At 71.3% G+C, this 20329-nt stretch carries 15 protein-coding genes; 10 read left to right on the top strand and 5 right to left on the bottom strand.

Annotated elements, in window-relative coordinates:
- Window positions 1-22: 22 nt before the first annotated feature.
- The 10 genes from ACGFIK_RS21765 (at window position 23) to ACGFIK_RS21720 (ending at window position 9763) form a co-directional block, all read left to right on the top strand.
- Entirely contained in the window at window positions 23-1060 is a 1038-nt protein-coding gene (locus ACGFIK_RS21765) for a hypothetical protein (RefSeq protein WP_393340958.1), read from the top strand.
- 97 nt (window positions 1061-1157) lie between these two features.
- Window positions 1158-2228, top strand: a complete 1071-nt coding sequence (locus tag ACGFIK_RS21760) for a peptidoglycan DD-metalloendopeptidase family protein (RefSeq protein ID WP_393340956.1) — start codon at window positions 1158-1160, stop codon at window positions 2226-2228.
- Window positions 2229-2345: 117 nt separating this feature from the next.
- On the top strand, window positions 2346-2993 hold the full coding sequence (locus ACGFIK_RS21755; protein ID WP_393340953.1) for a hypothetical protein: 648 nt from the start codon (window positions 2346-2348) through the stop codon (window positions 2991-2993).
- A 70-nt stretch (window positions 2994-3063) separates the two neighbouring features.
- A complete protein-coding gene (locus tag ACGFIK_RS21750; protein ID WP_393340951.1) occupies window positions 3064-4149 on the top strand; it encodes a DUF4314 domain-containing protein in 1086 nt (361 codons plus the stop codon).
- A gap of 74 nt (window positions 4150-4223) precedes the next feature.
- A complete protein-coding gene (locus ACGFIK_RS21745) occupies window positions 4224-4706 on the top strand; it encodes a hypothetical protein (protein ID WP_393340950.1) in 483 nt (160 codons plus the stop codon).
- A 347-nt stretch (window positions 4707-5053) separates the two neighbouring features.
- Window positions 5054-6226, top strand: a complete 1173-nt coding sequence (locus ACGFIK_RS21740) for an AAA family ATPase (protein ID WP_393340948.1) — start codon at window positions 5054-5056, stop codon at window positions 6224-6226.
- Between the two features lie 23 nt (window positions 6227-6249).
- On the top strand, window positions 6250-7881 hold the full coding sequence (locus ACGFIK_RS21735; protein ID WP_393340947.1) for a VWA domain-containing protein: 1632 nt from the start codon (window positions 6250-6252) through the stop codon (window positions 7879-7881).
- A gap of 290 nt (window positions 7882-8171) precedes the next feature.
- Entirely contained in the window at window positions 8172-8810 is a 639-nt protein-coding gene (locus ACGFIK_RS21730; protein WP_393340945.1) for a hypothetical protein, read from the top strand.
- 109 nt (window positions 8811-8919) lie between these two features.
- On the top strand, window positions 8920-9288 hold the full coding sequence (locus ACGFIK_RS21725; RefSeq protein WP_393340942.1) for a hypothetical protein: 369 nt from the start codon (window positions 8920-8922) through the stop codon (window positions 9286-9288).
- Window positions 9289-9301: 13 nt separating this feature from the next.
- Window positions 9302-9763, top strand: coding sequence for a DUF4262 domain-containing protein (locus tag ACGFIK_RS21720; RefSeq protein WP_393340939.1), 462 nt, complete (start codon window positions 9302-9304; stop codon window positions 9761-9763).
- A 435-nt stretch (window positions 9764-10198) separates the two neighbouring features.
- Here ACGFIK_RS21720 and ACGFIK_RS21715 read toward each other — a convergent pair whose 3' ends face one another.
- The 5 genes from ACGFIK_RS21715 to ACGFIK_RS21695 all read right to left on the bottom strand — a co-directional run bounded on the left by ACGFIK_RS21715 (window position 10199) and on the right by ACGFIK_RS21695 (window position 20326).
- A complete protein-coding gene (locus tag ACGFIK_RS21715; RefSeq protein WP_393341124.1) occupies window positions 10199-11464 on the bottom strand; it encodes an IS701 family transposase in 1266 nt (421 codons plus the stop codon).
- A gap of 196 nt (window positions 11465-11660) precedes the next feature.
- Window positions 11661-13121 carry a hypothetical protein gene (locus ACGFIK_RS21710; RefSeq protein WP_393340936.1) on the bottom strand — a complete coding sequence of 487 codons (1461 nt, stop codon included), beginning with the start codon at window positions 13119-13121 and terminating at the stop codon, window positions 11661-11663.
- The gene (locus ACGFIK_RS21705; RefSeq protein WP_393340933.1) at window positions 13118-16159 is read right to left on the bottom strand and encodes a BTAD domain-containing putative transcriptional regulator; all 3042 of its coding nucleotides are present in this window, start codon (window positions 16157-16159) and stop codon (window positions 13118-13120) included. Before ACGFIK_RS21705 ends, ACGFIK_RS21710 begins: the two co-directional genes overlap by 4 nt.
- Before the next feature lie 320 nt (window positions 16160-16479).
- Window positions 16480-18396 (bottom strand): hypothetical protein, encoded by a 1917-nt coding sequence (locus tag ACGFIK_RS21700; RefSeq protein WP_393340931.1) that lies wholly within the window; start codon window positions 18394-18396, stop codon window positions 16480-16482.
- Window positions 18397-18433: 37 nt separating this feature from the next.
- Window positions 18434-20326, bottom strand: a complete 1893-nt coding sequence (locus tag ACGFIK_RS21695) for an Hsp70 family protein (protein ID WP_393340929.1) — start codon at window positions 20324-20326, stop codon at window positions 18434-18436.
- Window positions 20327-20329 lie beyond the last annotated feature (3 nt).

Raw genomic sequence — 20329 nt, 5'->3', positions numbered from 1 at the left:
CCGCGACCCCTGGAGGCAGACAGTGAACTTCCTACCGAACGACACACTCGCCGGCTACGCCCGCACCGCCGTCGACCTGCGGACACGCATGGTCGACTACCATCGCGGCCCGCTCGCGGCCCAGTACCTGCAGGCGTTCTTCGGCGGCCGACTCGCCGACCATCCCAGCCCCAGCCCGGCGGGCATGGCGAAGGTCCTCGACGCGGCCCGGGCCATCACCGCCAACCCGTGGCGATCCGGCGAACCGTACGTCATCGCCCCCGCGATGACCGCGATCATCGCCGCCGCCGCGACGGCCCTCGACCTGACCGGCGAGGTGCTCCCCGCCGACGTCGCCCCCACCGACGGCGGGGTGCTGTTCCTACCCGAACCGATCTACCACCGCAGCCACAGCGGTGAGGTGTCCTCGCTCGGAGCGATCACCTGGGCCCGCACCACCAGCACCGGCAGCGGCCGGTCGGCCTGGGCCATCGGCGGCTGGGCCGACCACCACGACCCGCACGACCCCTCCGCCATCCGCCGCCGCGAGCAACTCGCCGCCCGACCTGACCTCGCCCGGCAGTTCGGCCCCTACGTGCTGACCGACTTCACCGAGATCCCGATCGGCCAGCCCGTCGACCCCCGCCCCGACCTGCCGGTCCTCGACGGCGACGACCGCGACTGGGAACCGGCACCCGACGGCCGGTTCTGCATCGACGAGACCACCACCGCGATGCGCGCCTGCGCCGCCGTCGCCTACGCCTTCTGGCGCATCCAGGCCCAACCCCTGGCCACCGTCGCCGCCGCCCCACTGGACCGGGCCGCCCGCCGCCGCGCCGTGCGCGCCAGCATCCGCCACGACACCCGCGTGGTCATGCTGCGCCGCACCAGCCCACTCGCCGAACCCGCCGACGGGGAACCCAAGTGGCACTACCGGGTGCGGTTCGTCGTACGCGGTCACTGGCGACGGCTGATCGACCGTGAGGGCAACCCGTACCGGATCTGGATCAACGCCCACATCAAAGGCCCCGACGGGGCGCCCCTACTGCACGGCGAGAAGGTCGCCGTCCTCGCCCGCTGATTCCACCCACCGTCCGAAGGCCACGCGTGACGCCTCCAGGCCCCGCGTGGCCTTCACCGGTTCCCGGCCCTGCCCGCCTGCCTTCGAGGAGCGACTCATGTCCATCCGTCTGCTGACCGGGATCGCCGTCGCGGTCGCCGGTGTCCTGCTGCTGTGCTCCGGACTGGCCCCCACCCTGATGCTCGCCGACCGGGCCGCCGCCTGCGGCCCGACCACCGGTGCCGCACCCACCACCTCGCCGACCGCCCGCAGCACCGCCCCGACCAGTGTCGGGCCGATCGGTGACTGGAACGCCGAGCAGGTGGGCAACGCCGCCACCATCACCGCCGTCGGCATCCGTCTCGGCGTCCCGCCACGGGGCTGGGTCATCGCCGTGGCCACCGCGATGCAGGAGTCCTCCCTGCTCAACACACCGGGCGGGGACCGCGACTCGGTCGGCCTGTTCCAACAGCGCCCCTCCCAGGGCTGGGGCACCCGTGAGCAACTCCTCGACCCGCAGTACGCGGCGACGGCGTTCTACCGCAGCCTGCGCTCCGTCGACGGGTGGCAGGCGATGCCGCTGACCGAGGCCGCCCAACAGGTGCAGCGGTCGGCCTATCCGGACGCCTACGCCAGATGGGAACCCGACGCCACCCGCATCGTCGCCGCCCTGACCAGGGTCCGCGCCGACCTGACCGCCTGCCAGCTGACCGTCAGCATCCACGGCTGGACGCAGCCGGTGCACGCGGACGTCGGCTCCGGTTTCCGCACCACGAGCCGACCCGGCCACGACGGTGTCGACCTGATCGTGGCGAAAGGCACCCCGATCCACGCCGCGTCCGCCGGCACCGTCACCGTCGTGCGCTGCAACGCCGTCGACGTGCGCACCGGCCGGGACTGGGGCTGCGACCGCGACGGCCACCCCGAGCTGACCCGCGGCTGCGGCTGGTACGTCGACATCACCCACCCCGACGGGGTGGCCACCCGCTACTGCCACCTGCTCACCCGCCCCTCCGTCATCGAGGGCCAGCGGGTGACGGCGGGCCACGTCATCGGCGTGGTCGGCAGCTCAGGCCACTCATCCGGCCCGCACCTGCACTTCGAAGTGCACCTCGCTGACCACACATCCCGCACGGCGGTCGACCCGGTCGGGTTCATGGCCTCCGTCGGCGCACCCCTGAACCAGTAGCCCCGAGCACCGATACCGGCGGCTGCCACGCCATCCACACCCAGCCCGGCAGGTCGTCCCCGCCCGGGGACGACCACCGCGACCCATCCCACTGATCCTGAGAGAAGGGAAAGGCACGTGAGTACACCCACGCTGATCGGCGTCGCCGCGTCGCGCGGCAGGTACACCGCCCGCTACCTGCAGTTCGGCGAGGAGCCGGAGAAACTGGTGCCGCTGCTGCGCCGGATCTGGACCGACACGTTCGGCCGCGACACCAACGCCATGGCCGCCGCGCTGCTGGCCCACAACTGGTGGACCCTCGCCATCAACCCCAAGCCCCGCCGCTGGGACCGGCAGCCGCCCGTAGCGGGACTGGGCTACCCGGCCGACACCGGCACGACCCGGCAGGGCCTCCTGCGGGAGGACATCGACGGCGCCCTGGAATGGCTGTACCTGCTGCACCTCGACCAGCGGCGGCTGGTGGTGTACGAGGCGAGTATCCACGGCCACTGGCTGCGGCACAGCGCCCACCACCTCGACCCCGTCGAGGACCTGTTCATCACCGCCGCCGACGAGGGCGGCCCGGAGACGACGGTGTGCACCGCCTGCGGCGCGGTCGACGAGATCGACCACATCGAAGTGCCGTCCATGGCCGGCTACGGCCACGACACCTCCATCAGCTGCACCCGCTGCGGCTCCTCGGTCGTCACCGACCCGATGTTCGGCGACCACGTCACCCGCAAACCCTGGCCGCCGCACAGCCCCACGACGGACGGCACCCGATGAGACCGCCCATCCCGGGAGGCCGTCGCCGTCGACCGGCCGCGGCCTGCCCATCCACCGATCGGAGAACCTCTTGACCTACCAACCCGGCCAGCGCGTCGCCCTGGTCCACACCAGCGACCCGCACACCCTGCTGCGGCCCGGCGACACCGGCACCGTCCGCCGCCACGACCAGCAGCACCACACCGTCGACGTCACCTGGGACAGCGGCTCCACCCTGTCGATGTGCCTCGACGACGGCGACCGCATCGAACCCCTCACCACCACAGCGTCGACGGGGGACCCGGTCGACGACGCCGCCGAATGGGCCGCCACGCTGCGGCGGATCCGCGCCGCAGGCACCGAGGCCGGCCGCACCGCCGCCGACTGGTGGGCGCAGGACACCATCGGCACCCGCGCGAGCGGCGACACCCGCCTGGCCGCGCGCAGGATCCTCACCGGCATCGACGACGGTGACCCCGCCGTCCTCGACACCCTGCCCCAACCGACGGCGGCCGGGGATGCGGTCGACACCAGCGGATGGCAGCTGTTCGCCGACGCCACCGGCGATGTCTCCGGCTGGTTCGGGCTGCGCATCCCGCAACGCGACGAGGCGATGACCGTCTACCGCGACGCCTTCGACACCGCCGCCGTCGACCGCGTCACCGAACTGTGTCACCTCGCGGCCAGCCCCACCGGCCGCGACGTGTCCCACCTGCACCCCGACCGGATCCGTATCGGCGACGTCGGTGTGTTCTCCGGCGACTGGGCGCGCACCACCGGACCCGACGGCGACGACCGGATCGCGGTCGGGTTCGTCGGCACCCTGATCGACCGCTGGAACGGGTGGGCGGTGTTCTCCTGCACCCGCGAAGTGGCCGAGGCGATCGTCGCCGACCACCAGCGTCACCGCGACCAGTACCGCCACCGCCTGCGCGACGAGGGCGTACCGGCCAACGACCTGGACCGGCGGGTCGACGCCGCGCTGGCCGACCTGTCCTTCGACGGCGACGTCATCGTCGCCGACCAGCGCGCCACCTCCGACGACCCGGAAGCCATCGACCACATCACCCCGGACGGCGACGGCCGGTACGTGGTGATGGGCCGCAGCTGGTGCTGGGAGGCCGTCGACCCCTACGCCTGCGACCGGATCATCGGCGACCTACCCGACCAGGCGTAAAGGGCAGAACCGACCCAGGTCGGACCGGCAGGACCACAGCAGACAGGCGACACCGACGAGGAAGGAACTAGATAGTGACTGTCCGTACCCAAGAGGAGATCGTCACCCGAGTCCGGGCGCTGCGCGCTCACCGCCGGGACATCTTCGGCTTCCGGGAGGAGGTGCTCGTGGAGGCACTCGATCTCGACCACGCCCGCCAGCTCCTCGGCCCCGGCACCCCGGGCGGGTGGACCCCACGGGTCGACCATGAGACCTACGCCCGGGATTACCTGCGATTCGCCATCGGAAAGATCATCGACCACCGGGGCAACTCGGCGAGCCGGTCGGTGGACAAGCTCGGGGAACTGGCCTGGCTGCTCGGCCGCGACGACATCGTGCGGGCGATGGACCACACCAGCTACCCGATGTATGGAGCACCCATGGTCAAGGCGTTCGCCGACGGCTTCGGTTGGCCGTTCCTCGACGACCTCGACAGCGACGACCAGCGGGCCCTGGCCCGGATGGCGGACGGGCAACAGTGCGACCCGCAGGGCTGCCGACGAGGCTGCGCCGACTGACCGCAACCGGGCCACCCGGCACCACTCGCGGCCATCGAGGCGCGCACACGGTCAGCCGGCACCCCAGCAATCCCACAACCCGCACATCCATTCGACTTGATCGATCAGGCCCGGGGGCGTTGCATCGTCGGCGCCGACACGCCCGCGCAAGACCGCCCCCCGGCAGCACGCACCGGCGGCGTACCTCCGCGTCGCCGTAACCCTTCAGCACCACCGGGTGTGGTCGCCCACCTGCCCGGCCCGAACCGGCCGGCAGGTGCTGACCGCATCCGTCTCCGCAGTGCGGTAACCGACCGCCCGCGCACCCGGAGACGGGTGCGCGGGCCCGACGAGATCGAGGCAACCACATGGTCACACCACACCCGCCGACCCCACCGACCGGCCCACCCCGCACCGACCCGGCCGCGGCCGGCACCGGCGGCACACCCACCACTGAGGCCACCTCCGGACGGTCCGGCTACCTGTACCGCAAGGTCGCCCTACACCTGGCCGACCATCCCGACGACATCCTCAAGGTCGGCGAGATCACCCGGGCGATCGGCGCACCGTCCACCGGCGCCGTGTTCGAGGCGCTGAAGAAGATGGCCGCCGCCGGGCACGCCACCCACCACCGCGACCCGCACCACCGCTTCCAGATCACCCAGGCCGGCATCGACGCCGCCGGCACCCTGCCACCTGCCGCACCCCGCACCCGTTCCACCGGCAGCGGTGGTGGCCGCAGGTCCCGGCCCGCACCCGTATCCCGACCGAACGGCACCCTGTACCACCCGCGGCGGCTCGGCAGAGGCTGGGACGTCGAGGAACTACAGCGACTGCGTACCCAGCGGGTGCCCGTACTGCTGTACGGGCCACCGGGCACCGGCAAGACCGCCATGGTCGAAGCCGCGTTCCCCGACCTGCTCACCGTCGCCGGCACCGGCGACACCGTCGTCGACGACTTCCTCGGCTCCTACAACCCGATCCCCGGCGGCGGCTACGAGTTCATCCACGGACCCCTCGTCACCGCCATGCGCGAAGGCCGGGTACTGCTGGTCGACGACGCCACCCTCATCCCGCCCCGCGTCCTGGCCGTCCTGTACCCGGCCATGGACGGCCGCGGCGTCATCACGATCCCCGCCAACGGCAACGAAACCGTGGAAGCCGTCGACGGGTTCTACATCGTCGCCGGCCACAACCCCGGCGTACACGGCGCGGTCCTCACCGAGGCCCTGGCCTCCCGGTTCACCGTCCACCTGCACGTCACCACCGACTGGGACCTCGCCCGCCAGCTTGGTGTCCCCAAACCGGTCGTCGACGCGGCGATCGACCTCAACGCCGACCTGACCGCCGGCAAAACCATGTGGGCACCACAGCTACGTGAACTCCTCGGCTTCGTCACCGTCCGCGACCAACTGGGCATGGCCGCAGCCCTGGCCAACCTCGCCGGCATCGCCCCCGAAGACGCCCGCGACGACGTCACCGCCGCCCTGTCCCGACACACCGGCAGCCCCATCACCGCCCTCGCCCTCGGCAAACGCTGACCCCACCTGGAAGGAGCACCCGCATGTCACACACCCATCTGCGCCCCGGCACCCCACCGACACGGCCCGGCGCCAACGACTGGCAGGCCTGGTCACAGGCCTGGACCCAACATGTGCCGCTGCTGACCGGCCGCACCGACCTCACCGTCCTCGTCGCCCCCGGCGCCGCCGGGGACGCACCCGAATGCTTCTACCCCGACCTCCACCGCATCGAAGTCGACGCCACCTACATCGCCGAGCGCCCCGACATCACCGACCCGACCAAAGCCCGCCACAAGCGCCTCGTACCCACCGGCTACGGGCTGCTCGTGCACGGCGCCGCCCACGCCGCACACAGCCGCTGGACCACCCCACCCGGCACCCCGCCCATCCTCGCCGACGTCGCCGCCATGCTCGAGGAATCCCGGGCCGAAGGCCGCCAACGCACCCGCCGCCGCGGCGACCGCCGCTGGCTACGCCACGTCGTGAAAACCCTCCTCGACCCCGACGACGCGGCCGTCGACGACCCCTGGCACGCCGGACAACTCGCCGCCCTGCTCCTGGCCCGCGTCGACGCCCGCATCGTCACCAGCAAAGACGTCCGCCCGGTCCGCGCCGCGGTCACCGGCCTCCTCGGACGCAAACGACTAAGGCACCTGCGCGACATCTGGCGCGAGGCCCACACCTGCGACGACACCGACGCCGACACCATGATCACCCTCGCCCGGCGGTGGTGCCAGGTCCTCGGCATCGACCCCGACCACCAGTACGCCACCCCCGTACCCGACGCCGGGCAGTTCCCCGGCCGCCTCGCCGCCGCCCTCGTCGACTACCTCGCCGCCGCCTCCGGCCTCACCCCGGCCGAGTACACCGCATCACAGCTGGCCCACCGGCACAGCCCACCATCGGAGTGGGCGCGCCGGGACCCGACCGAACAGGAACGTCACGCGGCCGGCGACCTCGCCAACCGGCTACAACAGGCCCGCACCCGCCACCCCGAACCCGGCCGGCGACCGTCGACGATCCCACGCGGACGGCTACGCACCCGCCACGCCATCACCGCCGACGCACAAACCGCCGCCGGGCAACTGCCCACCGCTGCCCCCTGGCAGCAACGCACCTACCTACCACCCGAGAAACCCCGCCTACACCTGGCGATCCTGGTCGACCTGTCCGGATCCATGGGCCGCTACACCGAGCCGATGTCCTCCGCGGCATGGATCTTCGCCCACGCCGCCCGCCGCGCCCACGCGGTGACCACCACCATCGGATTCGGCGACCGCACCACCATCCTCGTACCCCCACGCACCTCACCGACACAGGTGCTCCACATGCGCACCGACGTCGCCACCGCCACCTTCCCCGAAGCGGTCAAGGTCGCCGACCAACTCCTCGACCTGCGCCACGGCCGCACCCTGCGGATGCTCGCCGTCGTCTCCGACGGCTACCTCGACGACATCCCCGCCGGACAACGCCTCGTCACCACCCTGCACCGGGCAGGCTGCGCCGTGCTCTGGCTACACCCCGCCGACCCACCCACCCCAGGCCAGCCCACCGAACCCGACCAGAGATGGGGACACACCTTCACCCACACCACCACCCTCACCGTCACCGACCCGGTCCACGCCATCACCGCGATCACCGACGCCGCCGTCACCGCCCTCGAACAGGCCTAGACCAGACCGCACCAGATCCCGCCAGCAGCCGATCAGCCCCGCCCCCGCAATAGCAGGTGAGCGGGCCGGCAGCGCCACGCAGACGGCGACCACGACGTACGCAAACCCCGGGCTTGCCGCCCGGCCACTCGTCCGCGCCCTACAAGGGCCGCAGCCGACGACCTGCATCGCCGAGCCGCGACTTGACCATTCCGCGCCATCGAAGCGTGCATGCATCGCGTCCCCAACCGGCCCTCGGCGGCCCGGCCCAGACGACAGACAACTCCGCCCCCATCACGAGGAGCCCATCCGTGCGCTACGACAGCGACAACGAATACCCCTTCGACACCGACAACCGCGCCTGGCGACGCCTCGGCGACGTCACCAGCGAACACTTCGACGCGATCACCTGGACCCGCGACCCAGACGCACGGCCGATCCTGCTCACCCTGCGCGACATGCCGACCGGGGACACCATCACCCTCGCCGTCCTCGACTCCCTGGAGATCCGCGACCCACACGCGCTGCTCGCCGTCCACACCAGCGGCGAACTCGACGCCCACGGCCCCACAAGCGGCACCACCGCAGCCCACTCCCACGCGGCGACGCTCGCCCTCGACAACGCCACCCTCGCCGCGACCAGACCCGCACCGCTACACAACCCCGCCGCCCCGACCCTGCCCGCCACCTGCTGGGTCGACCTACCCGCCGACCTCGCCGCGACCCTACGGCCCGCCCTCCACCACGCCCGTGCCGCCGCCCTCGTGCTGCTCGACCGCACCGGTGGCCGGCTCGCCACCGTCGGCCCGTTCCCCACCCACGCCGCCGCCGCCGCCTGGCAACCCGACGACGGACCCGGCCGCACCGCCGACCGCCTCATCGTGCCCCTACACCCCATCACCCTCCACGAGACCCCAGCCGTGACCGACACGGTGCCGCCAGCTGGCTGATCCGGCTCTCCACCAGCTCGGTACCGGCACCAACTTGACCGCCCAGCACGCCGGTGTGGGGCCCGCATCCACCGGATGCGGGCCCCACATGCAGGACAAGGAGACGACGATGAACAGCACGCCCCACCCCGGCAACGAACCGGACTCCGATAGCCCAGCCCGACTCAACGTCGGCGACCCGGACCTCCGCAAAACCCGCCTACTCGCCCGCGAATGCGCCACCTGCATCTTCAAACCCGGCAACCCGATGCACCTCGCACCCGGCCGGCTCAAGCAGATGGTGACCACAGCCTGCGGCGACGCGGGCTACATCATCTGCCACTCAACCCTGCCGTACGCCGGCAGCCCGGTCCCACCCGCAGTCTGCCGCGGCTTCGCCGACCGCTACCGCACCTGGCAACTACAGGTCATGCAACGACTCTGGGGCTTCGTCGAAGTCGAACCACCCACCCCGAACACCGCCGAAGCGCCTGAGTGACGGGAGACAACACATGCCTGACATCGACGACTTCCTCAGAAACCAGGAACGCATCATCACAACCAGGGGCTGGGCCGTCACACACGTCCTGCCCACCGACGACGACCCCGACACCACCGCCCCGTTCGCCTATACCGTCGGGCTCACCGCCCACGACCACCCCGAACTGATCATCGCCGGACTGCCGCCCCTGGTCGCTCACACCCTGCTCAACGACCTGGCCCGACAGGTCTACGACAAGGCCGAACGATTCAGCCACGGTCAGCGCATCAGCGACCTCATCGCTGGCTACGACGCGGTCATCATCGACGGGCGACCGACCGACGACCTGCTGCCTGGGGCGGCGATCGCACGCTACGGCCGCCACCAGATCCGCCTACAGCAAATCGTGTGGCCCGACCAGCAGGCTCAGTTCCCCTGGGACAGCGGCTACAACTTCGACCCACGCGTACAGCCCCTGATCGCCCATCTGTAATTGGACAACCTGCCGGCAGCGATGTCGGTATAGGAACGGACCTTACGTAAAGAGTTGCAGCGCAGAAACCGCCCCGACGATCGGCTGGTCTTGGCACCGCCAGGGACCAGCCGATCCGGAGGGCGACTGAAGGGCTGACCGTTCAACGACGGGAGCCTCGATATCCGCTCATGCCGAATACAGTGCGTCCGATTTGGCGGCCGGGGCAGCTGCGCGGATCGACTAGACATGGGCTGCTACTAGATCCGAGCAGTGACCGCCGCGCAACCACCTTTGCCATGTACCACGATGCACCCGACGGCGCTGATCTCTGCTCTCGGGAGCGGTTGCAGCAAGCGTCGATGATGTCGGGGCGGAGCAGGTGGCCGAAGCCGGCGCGGTCGAGGCGGTGGACGGGTCCGTTTGGTTGCCTAATACGGCAGCCGCCGTTCGGGATCATGGCTGAAGTTCGAGGTTGAGGCGGCGTGTGTAGTGGGATCGTCGGGCTCGGGCTTGATGCTGCCGCCGCCATCCTGACCAGTGCAAACGGTGGGCGAGGTCGCTGATCGGGCGGATGATGCAGGCGTTGATCAGGCGGCGGACCTCGTTGACGGTCAGTTTGATCAGTCCGGTGTCGGTCGGGTCGTCGTGGGTCGCGTCGGCGGCGCAGATCGCCAGGACGGCGAGGGCGGCCAGGGCCAGGGTGGTGAACCGGTGCCAGGAGTCCCAACGGCGGACCTGGTGCTGATCCAGGCCGACCTGGCCCTTGGCGGCCTGGAAGCTCTCCTCGACGGTCCAGCGGATGCCGGCGATCCGCACGAGTTGGGCAAGGGTGGCCGGGCGTGGGGTCCAGCAACGGTAGAAGGCCAGCTCATCGGTGCTGGTGTTGCGGCGGATCAGCAGGCTGTGGTGGCCGCCGTCGTCGGGGTCAGCGTCGGTGCACACGTCATCCAGCCAGGCCCAGTCGTAGAAGCGGGGGCCCTTGGATCCGGCGCCAGCGCTGCGGCGCTGCCACGCCGAGGCGGGCATGTCGGCGGCGATCCGGTCGGCGCGAACTCGGGCCTTGCCGCCGTCGAGCGGAACCAGGTGGCTGCGGGACACGGCCAGGACGTAGCCGAGGTCGTGTCCGCGCAGATGAGCGCGGAAGGCGGCGCTGTTGCCGTATGCCTCGTCCGCAGCGACCCAGCCTGCCGGCACCCCGGCGTCGAGGGCCGTGGTGATCATGTCCGCCGCCAACTCTGACCTGGTGGCGAACTCGATCTCGTCGGGCACGCCGGCGGCGTGGCAGCGGTCCCGGTCGTCGGTCCACGACGCTGGTAGATACACCCGTCGGTCGATCAGGGTGTGTCCGTCCCGGCCGGCGTAGCCCAGGAACACCCCGACCTGGCTGTTCTCGATTCGCCCGGCGGTGCCGGTGTACTGGCGCTGCACCCCAACCGTGTGGGTGCCCTTCTTCAGGTCGCCGGTCTCGTCGACGACCAGGACCGCGTCCGGACTGCCGAACCGGTCGGTGATCAGTTGCCGCAGGTCGTCGCGGACAGCGTCGGCGTCCCACACCGCCCGGTACAGCAGCCGCTGCATCGCATCCGGCCGGGCGTGCCCGGCCTGCTCGGCCAACTGCCAACACGTCTTGACCTCAAGATCGGACAGCAGCCCCGTCACGAACTGTCCCGCCACACGACGCGGCTCCACTCGCCCGAACCGGCCCGCGAAGCAGCCCAGCACCTCGGCCAGCACCCGCTCCCACCGACCAACAGCTACGCTGTGGCACGCGGCCACCGCAAGATCTGATGTTGTGTCCACAACGCACAGACGATCACGCGGTGGCCGCCTCGCGTCCACCCCGGTTCACCAGCAAGATTTCAAACGGCGGCTGCCGTACTAGCCCACTCTTCGCTGCCAGCGATTCGTGTGAGCGTCAGTCGTCCTGGCGGGTGCCTCGTGTGGAACCTTGTCGTTGTCGTATCCGTTTTCTCGGGATTCCTGGACGCCGGGGGTAGTCCGCTGGCAGGTACCGGTAGACCGATCGCAGCGACTTGCCGATACGTTCGGCCAGCATCTCGGGAGTGAGGTCTGGTTCTACCCGCAGCCAGTAGGCCACGGACTCTGCGGTACTCGTGGGCGTAATCGCCTTGCCGTTGCCCCACCTGGTTTCGCCGACGGACTCTTCGGAGTCGTGTGTGTCGGCCATGCCTGTGCCGGTCGGCCTCGTGGAAGGCGCTGCGATAGGTGGTGAGGCGTCATCGTTCGATGAAGGGGCTGGCTGAGGTTCACGGTTCAAGTTCGGCATGTGGTCGGCGGCGTTCGACGTAGCTGGCGTGGAAGGACTCAGGACCGGCGGCTGGGCCGGGGTTGGCGCAGGTGCCGTGGGCGTGACGGGGGCGTTTTCGCGTTTGCGCCAACGCCTGCGGGGGCGACCGCCCTGTCCCGCCGCGATGATTGTTTCTGGGGTTAGATCGGCCGCGAGGAGTGTGGTCAGTCCGGCGTAGTCGGCGCTGGCTGTGAGGCGTTGGGCGATCTCGTCGAGGTCGTAGAGGTGTATGGCGATGTCGGCGGTGGCGGGGTCGACCGCTTTGCGGATCTTGCGTCGCAGCACTGTGGCGATCGCCTGGTGGCGGTGTTCCCGCGTGATTGCGGTGCGGGCGGCTTGCAGGGAGTCGTAGAGGTCGAGGCCGTCGGCTTTGGCGAGGGATCGTGCGCGGATGGTGATGGAGGGGTGGCGGATCCAGTGGCCGATCAGTTCGTAGGCGGGTGGGGTGGGTGGGAGGTTGCCGGTGGCGCGGAGTCGGTCGCGGCGCTGGTTGCCGGTGTGCATGAGCCAGACGAGGTAGCCGAGGGCGGACATGGCGGCGTAGAAGCCGCCAACGAGGTGGTCGGGGTGGGCGATCCAGTTGAAGGTGACGGCCGCTGCGGCGATCACTGCGGACAGGAGTCGGGAGGCTAGGGCGTGTTCACCGAGGCGGCGTCGTACGTCGGCGTTGGCCATCACGACCACGCCGCCGAGTTCGAGTGCGGCGACGGCGGGGATCGCGATGAGCGGGGGGATGTCGAGGGTGTGGACGCTGCCGGTGACCTGTCCGACGAGGGCAACCAGCAGGACCAGGACGTAGAAGGTCTGGCGCATCAGGGCGGTGCGACGTACGGCGGCGGCCAAGTCGGCATCGACGGAGTCACGGGTCGCCACGTCGGTGGTGCCGCGCCTCGTCGGCGTCGTGTGAGGGCCGCTTTCCGGCGCGGCGCCTTCGCCTGTGGTGGAGGCCGGCCTGGTGCTGCGACCACCGCCGTCGGCGACAGCGTGCGCGCTGTTGTCGCGGTGGGGGGCGAAATGGTCGATGGTGTTCGTGGCGGTGTCGGGTGCCTCCGACCGGTGGGCCGTCATGGGCGCTGTCCGCGGGCGTCGGGGCGCGACCGATCTCGGGAACTGGCTTGTAGTTCGGTGATGAGTTGGTCGGCGAGGGCGAGGGTGTCCTGGCTGGGGGTGGTGTCGATGTCGTGGAGCCGGTGGGTGAGGGTGCGGCGGAGGGCGTGGATCTGGTCGAGGTGTCCGAGTACGGCGTGGGCGCGCATCGCGTGTTGGTAGACGGATTCGGCGTAGGGGTCGTGGTAGATCGCGGTGGTCAGCACGGTGATGGTCTCGGCCGGGTCGGGGGTGGCGGCGGCGAGGGCGAGGTGGGCGTCGAGGGCTTGGCGGCGGATGGCTTCGCGGGGTGCCTCGATCCATTCGTAGTCGAAGCCGTCGGCGAGAGCACCCTGGTAGGCGGCGACCGCGGTGCGCAGCGCGGTGAGCCGTTCGTCGGGGTTGTCGGCTCGTTGCGCGTGGCGTAGCGCGTCACGCATCCGCCACAGGTCCGCGTCGATCAGTTCGCGGTTGAGGGTGTAGCGGCGGCCGGGGTGGGTGAGGTAGTTGCCGGTTGCGCCGCCGGTGCGGGTGAGGGTCTTGCGGAGCGCGGACACGTAGGTGTGGAGGCGGTGTGGTGCCTTCGATCGTGGGGCGTCGGGTAGCAGGTCGTCGAGGATGGCGTCCTGGGTGGCGTCGCCGTCGTGGACCACGAGGTAGACGAGTAGTTCGAGGGCTTTGGCCCGCAGGGGGATGGTGGTGTCCATGTCGACGATGCGGGCGGTGCCGAGCGTCCGCACCGCGACGCGTCCGTCAGGCCGCGGGGTCGGCTCTGTCCGGTCGTCGGCCGCTGCCGGCGCCCCGGCGTGGGTGTGCCCGTCGACGGCTCCTGTTTCCGGCCTGGTTTCGGCTGCGGCGGCTTGAGAGGGACCGGGTTCGGCCTGGTCGGTGCCGTCGGCCCTTCCGCGTTTCGTTTCCGATGTGGTGAGGAGGTCTGTCGCCGGGGTGGGTGGTGTCTGCCGGGTTCCGGTGTGGGCTTCGGTGAGCGTGGTGATCAGGTCGATGGTGTCCGCGGGGGTGAGGACGGTGAGCCGGCCGAGGTCGGCGGGATGCCCGGCGCCGGTGTGGCGGGTCGTCTCGTCGGCGGGGGAGGTGGTGCCGTCGGTGGCGACGACGACGGTGTCGCCCTCGGGCCAGGTGCCGAGGAGGATGCCGTGGATGTCGAGGCGTTGTCCCTGGGCCAGCAGCGCGGCGATACGGACGCGTTCGTGGCGGGCGGCCGTGTCAGCGATGAGCAGGACGGGTGGCTGCGGCTGCAGGTGGGGTCGGCGGTGGCGGAGGTCGGCGATGGTGTCGACCTCGTGCTGGTAGACCAGCCGGGTCCGGTGCAGCGCCAGTGTTTCGAGGAGGTCCAGGGCGTCGGCCAGGCTGCGGGTCACGGTCAGGCGAGGGCTCGCGGGCAGGACGGCGGGGTCCAGGAGGGTGGCGGCGGTGGGGGAGGGGATGACCACCGAGCCGCGCGTGTGCGGATCGTGTGCGTCGCCGGCGGCGAGAGCGGCGGTGAGGAAGCCCCGCCCGGCCGCGTGCGCGCCGGGACCGGTCAGACCGAGGCCGGCGGCCGGCCACACTGCCGCCGGGTTGTCCAGAGCGGGCACCACCGGCGCCGCTGCGTCGGCCGCGGATCTCTCGTGGGACCTCGGTTCGCTGCTGGCCGGCGTGTCGTCCTCGACGTCGTCGCCTGCTGCTGCGGGCTCGGGTGCGGTGTCAAGGGGGTTCGTGGTGTCGAGGATGTCAACACCGATGTCGTTGTCGTTGTGCTGCTGGCGCAGGCTCCGCCGGATGCGGGTGACGACGGCGGGCAGCGGCGTGAGGTCGGCGTCGCCGCGCCGAGCCGGGCTGGGGGGTCGTGGTTGGTAGTGGCGCCGACGCAGGGCCCAGATCAGGGCGGCGGCTGCGGCGATCGCGGCGGCGAGACCGACATCCAGCCAGCTGCCGCTTCCTACCGTGATGCCGTGACTCGTCTGTGTCGGCGGGCTGCTGGTGGGCCCACTGGCGGTAGAGCGGGCCGGACGGCCTTCGGCGGACGGGATGGGCGGCGTAGCGGGGCCGGCGTCGTCGACCGGCGTAGAAGCGGTCGGGCCCGGGGGCGTGTCGGCGCTGGCGGGCGGAACTGGTGTAGTAGCGGGCTTGTCGGGTGTGGTCGGTCGTGGTTCGGGTGCGTCGGCCTCGGGCGGGGCTGGCGGCCGGGGTATGGCCGTCGCGGGTGGGAGCGCGTCTTGCGGTAGTCGCAGGGTCCAGCCGGGGTGGATGAGGTGGGGGTTGGTGAACGTGCCGCCGCCGGTGTCGAAGCGCGTACCACGGTTGAGCTTCCAGATCTCGGGCCAGCGGTCGGGGTCACCGAGCCGCTGTTCGGCGATCGCGGAGAGGGTGTCACCGGGACGCACCACGCACGTGTCAGCCTGTGCCGGCTTGCCGGTCGTCCGTGCCGCCGACGATGGCTGACCGCCGGTGTGGGTGGTGCGGTGAGGGGCGGCCGTGCGGGTGTGATCGATGGCGTCCGCTGCTCGTTGGCTGTTCGGGGGTGCGTGGCGGGTGTCCGTCGACGATGCCGCGACGGTGGGCAGCGGTGCGGGCCGCTGCAGGTTCCGGTCCGGGGTGGGGCTGAGGGTGTCCGCAGGTGGCGGAAGGTCGGGGGGAGAGGTGTCGGCGGTGGAGGTGGTGGTGTGCGCGGCCGCGGGTAGGGCGGCGGAGGTCACGGCGGTGGCGCCCAGCAGCGCCGCCGCGAGCCCCTGCAGCGGCCCAGGTAGACGCAACGCGAACCGCCACCGCACCCGCGCCCCGACACGCTGACGGACGCGGTGGGCCACGGCGGTGGCGAACAGTGCCCAGAGCAGCCAGGCAGCGGCCTGCAGCAGCGCGGTAAGGAACCCGGTGGTCAGGGGCTGGTGCACCCAAGCACGCAGCTGCTCGCCGGAGGGCGGCCCCGGAATCAGGTCCGGCCCCGCCAGGTACAGCAGCCCCAGCGGTGCCGCCGCGAGTACGACCGCGGCCACGGTCGCTGTCGACATCGGTGCTCTCACGCCTGCCTCCCTTCACCGGGCACCACCTACCGGCATGTGCCGGCCATGCGGTGACACAGACCGTAGGAGCGACGCGACGGGATCGACCCGGTTCAGCGGCTAACAGAACCTGACACCGTCTAACACGACCTCACAGCCGCAGGTCAGACAGCACACCCCGCGCGGGCGCGGCTCGCGGTGCCCGTCACGGTCCGGGGTGCCAACAGGCCGCCCTGCCACCAACGGCGGACTGTCGGTCGCCGGGTATCCGCTACCGACGGCCCGCCGCTCGCCGAGCGCCCTCGTTCTTCCGAGATTCCTGCCGCAGCGGCGGAGTCCGCTCAGGTGGTGCGGCCGTGTAGGAGCGCGATCTGGAGGACGTGGTCGGGGTTGAGGCCGGCGGCGATGAGACCCCGCTTGTACCGCTCGGTCAGGTCGGCGGCGGCCGTGTGCTCACCCAAGGCGGCGAGGACGCTTACGGCTCGCTGGTGCAGGTCGGCGTTGTACGGGTCGACGCGGATGCCGTCCTGGAGGTGGGCGAGGGCGCGTCGGGGGTCGGGTTCGGTGTCGGCCAGGGCGGTGTAGGCGTCAAGGACCAGGCGGCGGGCGGTTTCCCGGTACGCGTCGAGCCAGGGCCAGCTGTGCCCGGCGGCGAGGTCCCCGGTGTAGACATCAATGACCGCCCGCCACGCCATGGCCGGGTCGGTGAGAACAGATGCCGCGTGGGCCGCAGCGGCGCGCAGATGCCACAGGTCGACGTCGACATGGTCGGGGTGCAGGCGGTAGCGGTCACCGGTCCGGTCGATCAGGGGTAGGCCGGTGGCGGCGCGTACGGCGGTGCGGAGCTCGCTGAGGGTGGTGTAGAGGCGTCCGGTGAGCCGGTGCGCGGGCAGCCCTGGCCAGAGGGCTTCGGCCATGACGTGGCTGTCGACGCCGTCGGCGTGCACGGCCAGGAAGACCAGGGCCTGTCGGGCCGCGGTGCGCCGCAGCGGCAGAGGTGTGCCGTCGCAGAGCAGCATCGGTTCACCCAACACCTGCGCCCGCAACCGCCGACCCACCTCTCCGCCGTCGGGGCGCGGACCTGGTTGGCGGGGTATCCGAGCGTGCGGTATCGGCTGAGGTCGGGCGTCGCGGACAGGTGGATGGAGGTGACCGGTGACGGTGAGCAGATCCGCCGCGGCGACCGGGTCCAGCACGCACACCCGCGGGCCAGACGCCATCGTGTCGAGGGCCCGGGTGTGGCCATCGGCCGCCACATCCCAGGTCGTCGCTCGTGGCCAGTCGGCCAGCACGACCACGGTCGCCACCTCGGTGACGAGCGTGTCCGGGGGCGGCCCGTCGAGGATCAGCACCGACCGCCCGCCCGGCAAGGAGGGCGTCGCCGGTGGTGCGGCGGCCGCCAGGGTGGTGGCGTGCGTGACGGTGTCGGCGATCCACAGCCCCGACCCGGGACGGAGGCCGGCTGCCGCAGGCCCGAGCAACACCTGCGCCGCGCGGCGGGTGATCACCAACCGGGCGGTGTCCTGGCGTAACGCGGCCAGAAGAACCGTGACCAGCAGCCCACGGGCAGCTGCCAACGCGCCCGGCCCGCTCAACCCCACCCCGGTAGGCGGGAACCCCGGCGGCAGAACCCCCACCACCGCCGACGGCTGTGGTGGAGGTGAGTCGGGACGGACGGTGGTGATGGTCTGGATGGCAGCCACGGTGGCCGGTAGCGGCGCCAGATCATCCGCGTCCTCACTCGCCCGGCGGGGGCGGTAGGCCAGACGGCGACGCAGCCACAGCAACCCCACCGCCACGCCCACCTGGTCGGCGACCGCACGGGGCAGCCACCCGCCCACCACGACCACCCCATCGCTACTCGCGGCCTGCTCAACGTCGTCCCGGTCGTGAATGTCGCCGGCACCCACCGCCGTCGCGGGATGCTCGGGGCCACTGGTAAGGGTGGTGGGGGTCGCAATGGTCAGGGCGGCGGCACCGGCCATACCCGTCGCGGTGGCCTGCCACGGCGTAGGCAGCGGCAGGCGACGCAGCCACCGGACACCAGCCCACAACCGCACCGCCGTCCGCACGGTGACGGTGTAGGCGACGAAGGCCCACAACGCCCAGGCCAGCACCACCACCATCAGAACCAGGTTCTGCTCGGTCAGCGGATCACGAACCCACCCCCAGATCGCCACACGAGGACCACCCATCGCCGGCCAGCCGACCAGCCGTACGAGCAGCAGCGGCGGACCGACCAGCAGGACAACGACCATCAGCGCCGACGCGAGCCGCCGCGGCCACCACATCAGCTCACCCCACCCGACCCGGCCCGACCGCAGGCGGTCCCGGCGGGAACGCCGCAGGTCGGCCGGCAGTGGGGCCGGGATGGATGATGCGCGACCACAACCGGCGCAACCACCACATCGTCACCGCGATGGTGTAGATGACCGCGAGGATCCCCGTGGTGCGGTGACTGACCAGCGCGGCCAGGAGGATCGCGAACGGAGCACCCAGAACCAGACGCAGCGCCAGACGGGACACCAACGCGGTGATCACACCGACACCCATCAGCAGACCACCGACACGACCAGCCAAATCCAGCCACACGATCATGTCCTGCATCCGAGGCGCGGTCACCGACCACTGGATCACCAGCATCCCGGCGGTGGCCGCGACCACCGACGACACGGGAAAAGCCAGGAACTCCGACCAGCCGCCACGCGGACTACGCCACTGCCGGGCGGCGATCAGCGCCAACACGGCCGCCACCACCAACAACGGAACGGTGGGCAGTAGAGCCCACCGCAGGAACGGGCCCAACTGCGTACCGATGTACTGACTACCCACCACCGCGTACATGCCGGCCACGGCCACACCCAGCCACGCCGCGGTCACAATGCCAGTGGCGACCTGCGCACGCGGCGACAACGGCACCCCCGTGTCGGTACGCGCGGCGAGCGACGAGCCGAGCACCGTACCCGCACCCAGACAGGCGAGCACGGCGAACACCGCCGCCATCGCCAACTCACCCCAATTGAGCATCGCCCACGGACGCAGATGGCCGCTGTTCCAGATCGGGGTCAGCAGCATGTGCGTCACCAGCGCCAACGACGCGAACCCCGGCACCGCGATCTCCACCGCCCGCCGGATCGGCGGCACCGGCTCCGACACAACCTCCGACACCTGCTCCAGACTGCGCCCACCCGCATCCGCCGCACCCGCAGCGGCGGCCAGCAGAGGATCCCGCACCAGCAGCGGCGCGAACCCCGTCTCCGTGGACATCACCTCGGCGACCAGCGGCATCCTCGCCGCACCACCCGCACACCACAACCCGGAAATGCTGGCCGGATCGACCTCCGCCGCAGCCACCACATCACGGACCAGACCCGCCGCCCGGGACAGCACCGGACGAGCCGCCTGCTCCAACACGACACTGTTGAGCACCACCGCCGGCCCCGCCGGCACAGGCACCGTCACCGCCGCATGCTCGGACAGGGCATGTTTCGCCGCCCGCACACTAGCCGCCAAAACCCACCCGTCCGACGGTGACCCCGCCTCCGGCAGAACAGCGGCCAAAGCCCGGTCGATGGCGTCACCACCCGCGTCGACATCGGCGAGCGTGGCCAGGACCTCGAACCCGACCGGACCGCGCCGCACCACACTCACCTCAGCGCCGCCCCCGAGATCACACACCACGACAACGGAACCCACCGGCAGTGGCACCCCTACGGCGAGCAGGTGGCAGGCCACCGCCACCGGAGCCTCCACCAACCGTGGCTGCGGTAGACCCGCACGGTGCGCGGCATGCCGCAACCACGTCCGCCGCCGCGGCCCCCACCCCGCCGGCACCACCAACCGCACATCCTCCACCGGACCGCCCGCCACCACACGGGCCTCATCGACGACCCGCCGCAACGTTGCCGCCACCAGATCCGCCGGCGCCACCTCACCACCGGCCACCACCAGCCGGTCATCAGCAGGACGCCGGGGGAGAGGAACGAACCGACCCGGGTCAGCCGGAGCGGCCTGCCACGCCCGCTGCCCCGTCAGAACAGTCCCGCCGTCGGCGACGAACACCGCACTCGGCAGGCCCGGCTCGCCATCGAACAACAACGGCGACCACGACCCATCCGGCCACGCCAGCACCGCGGTCGTCGTGGCGCTTCCACAATCGATCGCCAGCCGCGCCTGACCCGCACGCATACC

Origin of the sequence: Micromonospora sp. NPDC048871 (genome assembly GCF_043198155.1) — a bacterium.
In the GTDB taxonomy this organism is placed as follows: domain Bacteria; phylum Actinomycetota; class Actinomycetes; order Mycobacteriales; family Micromonosporaceae; genus Micromonospora.
This window is presented reverse-complemented; position numbering and strand designations above follow the sequence as displayed.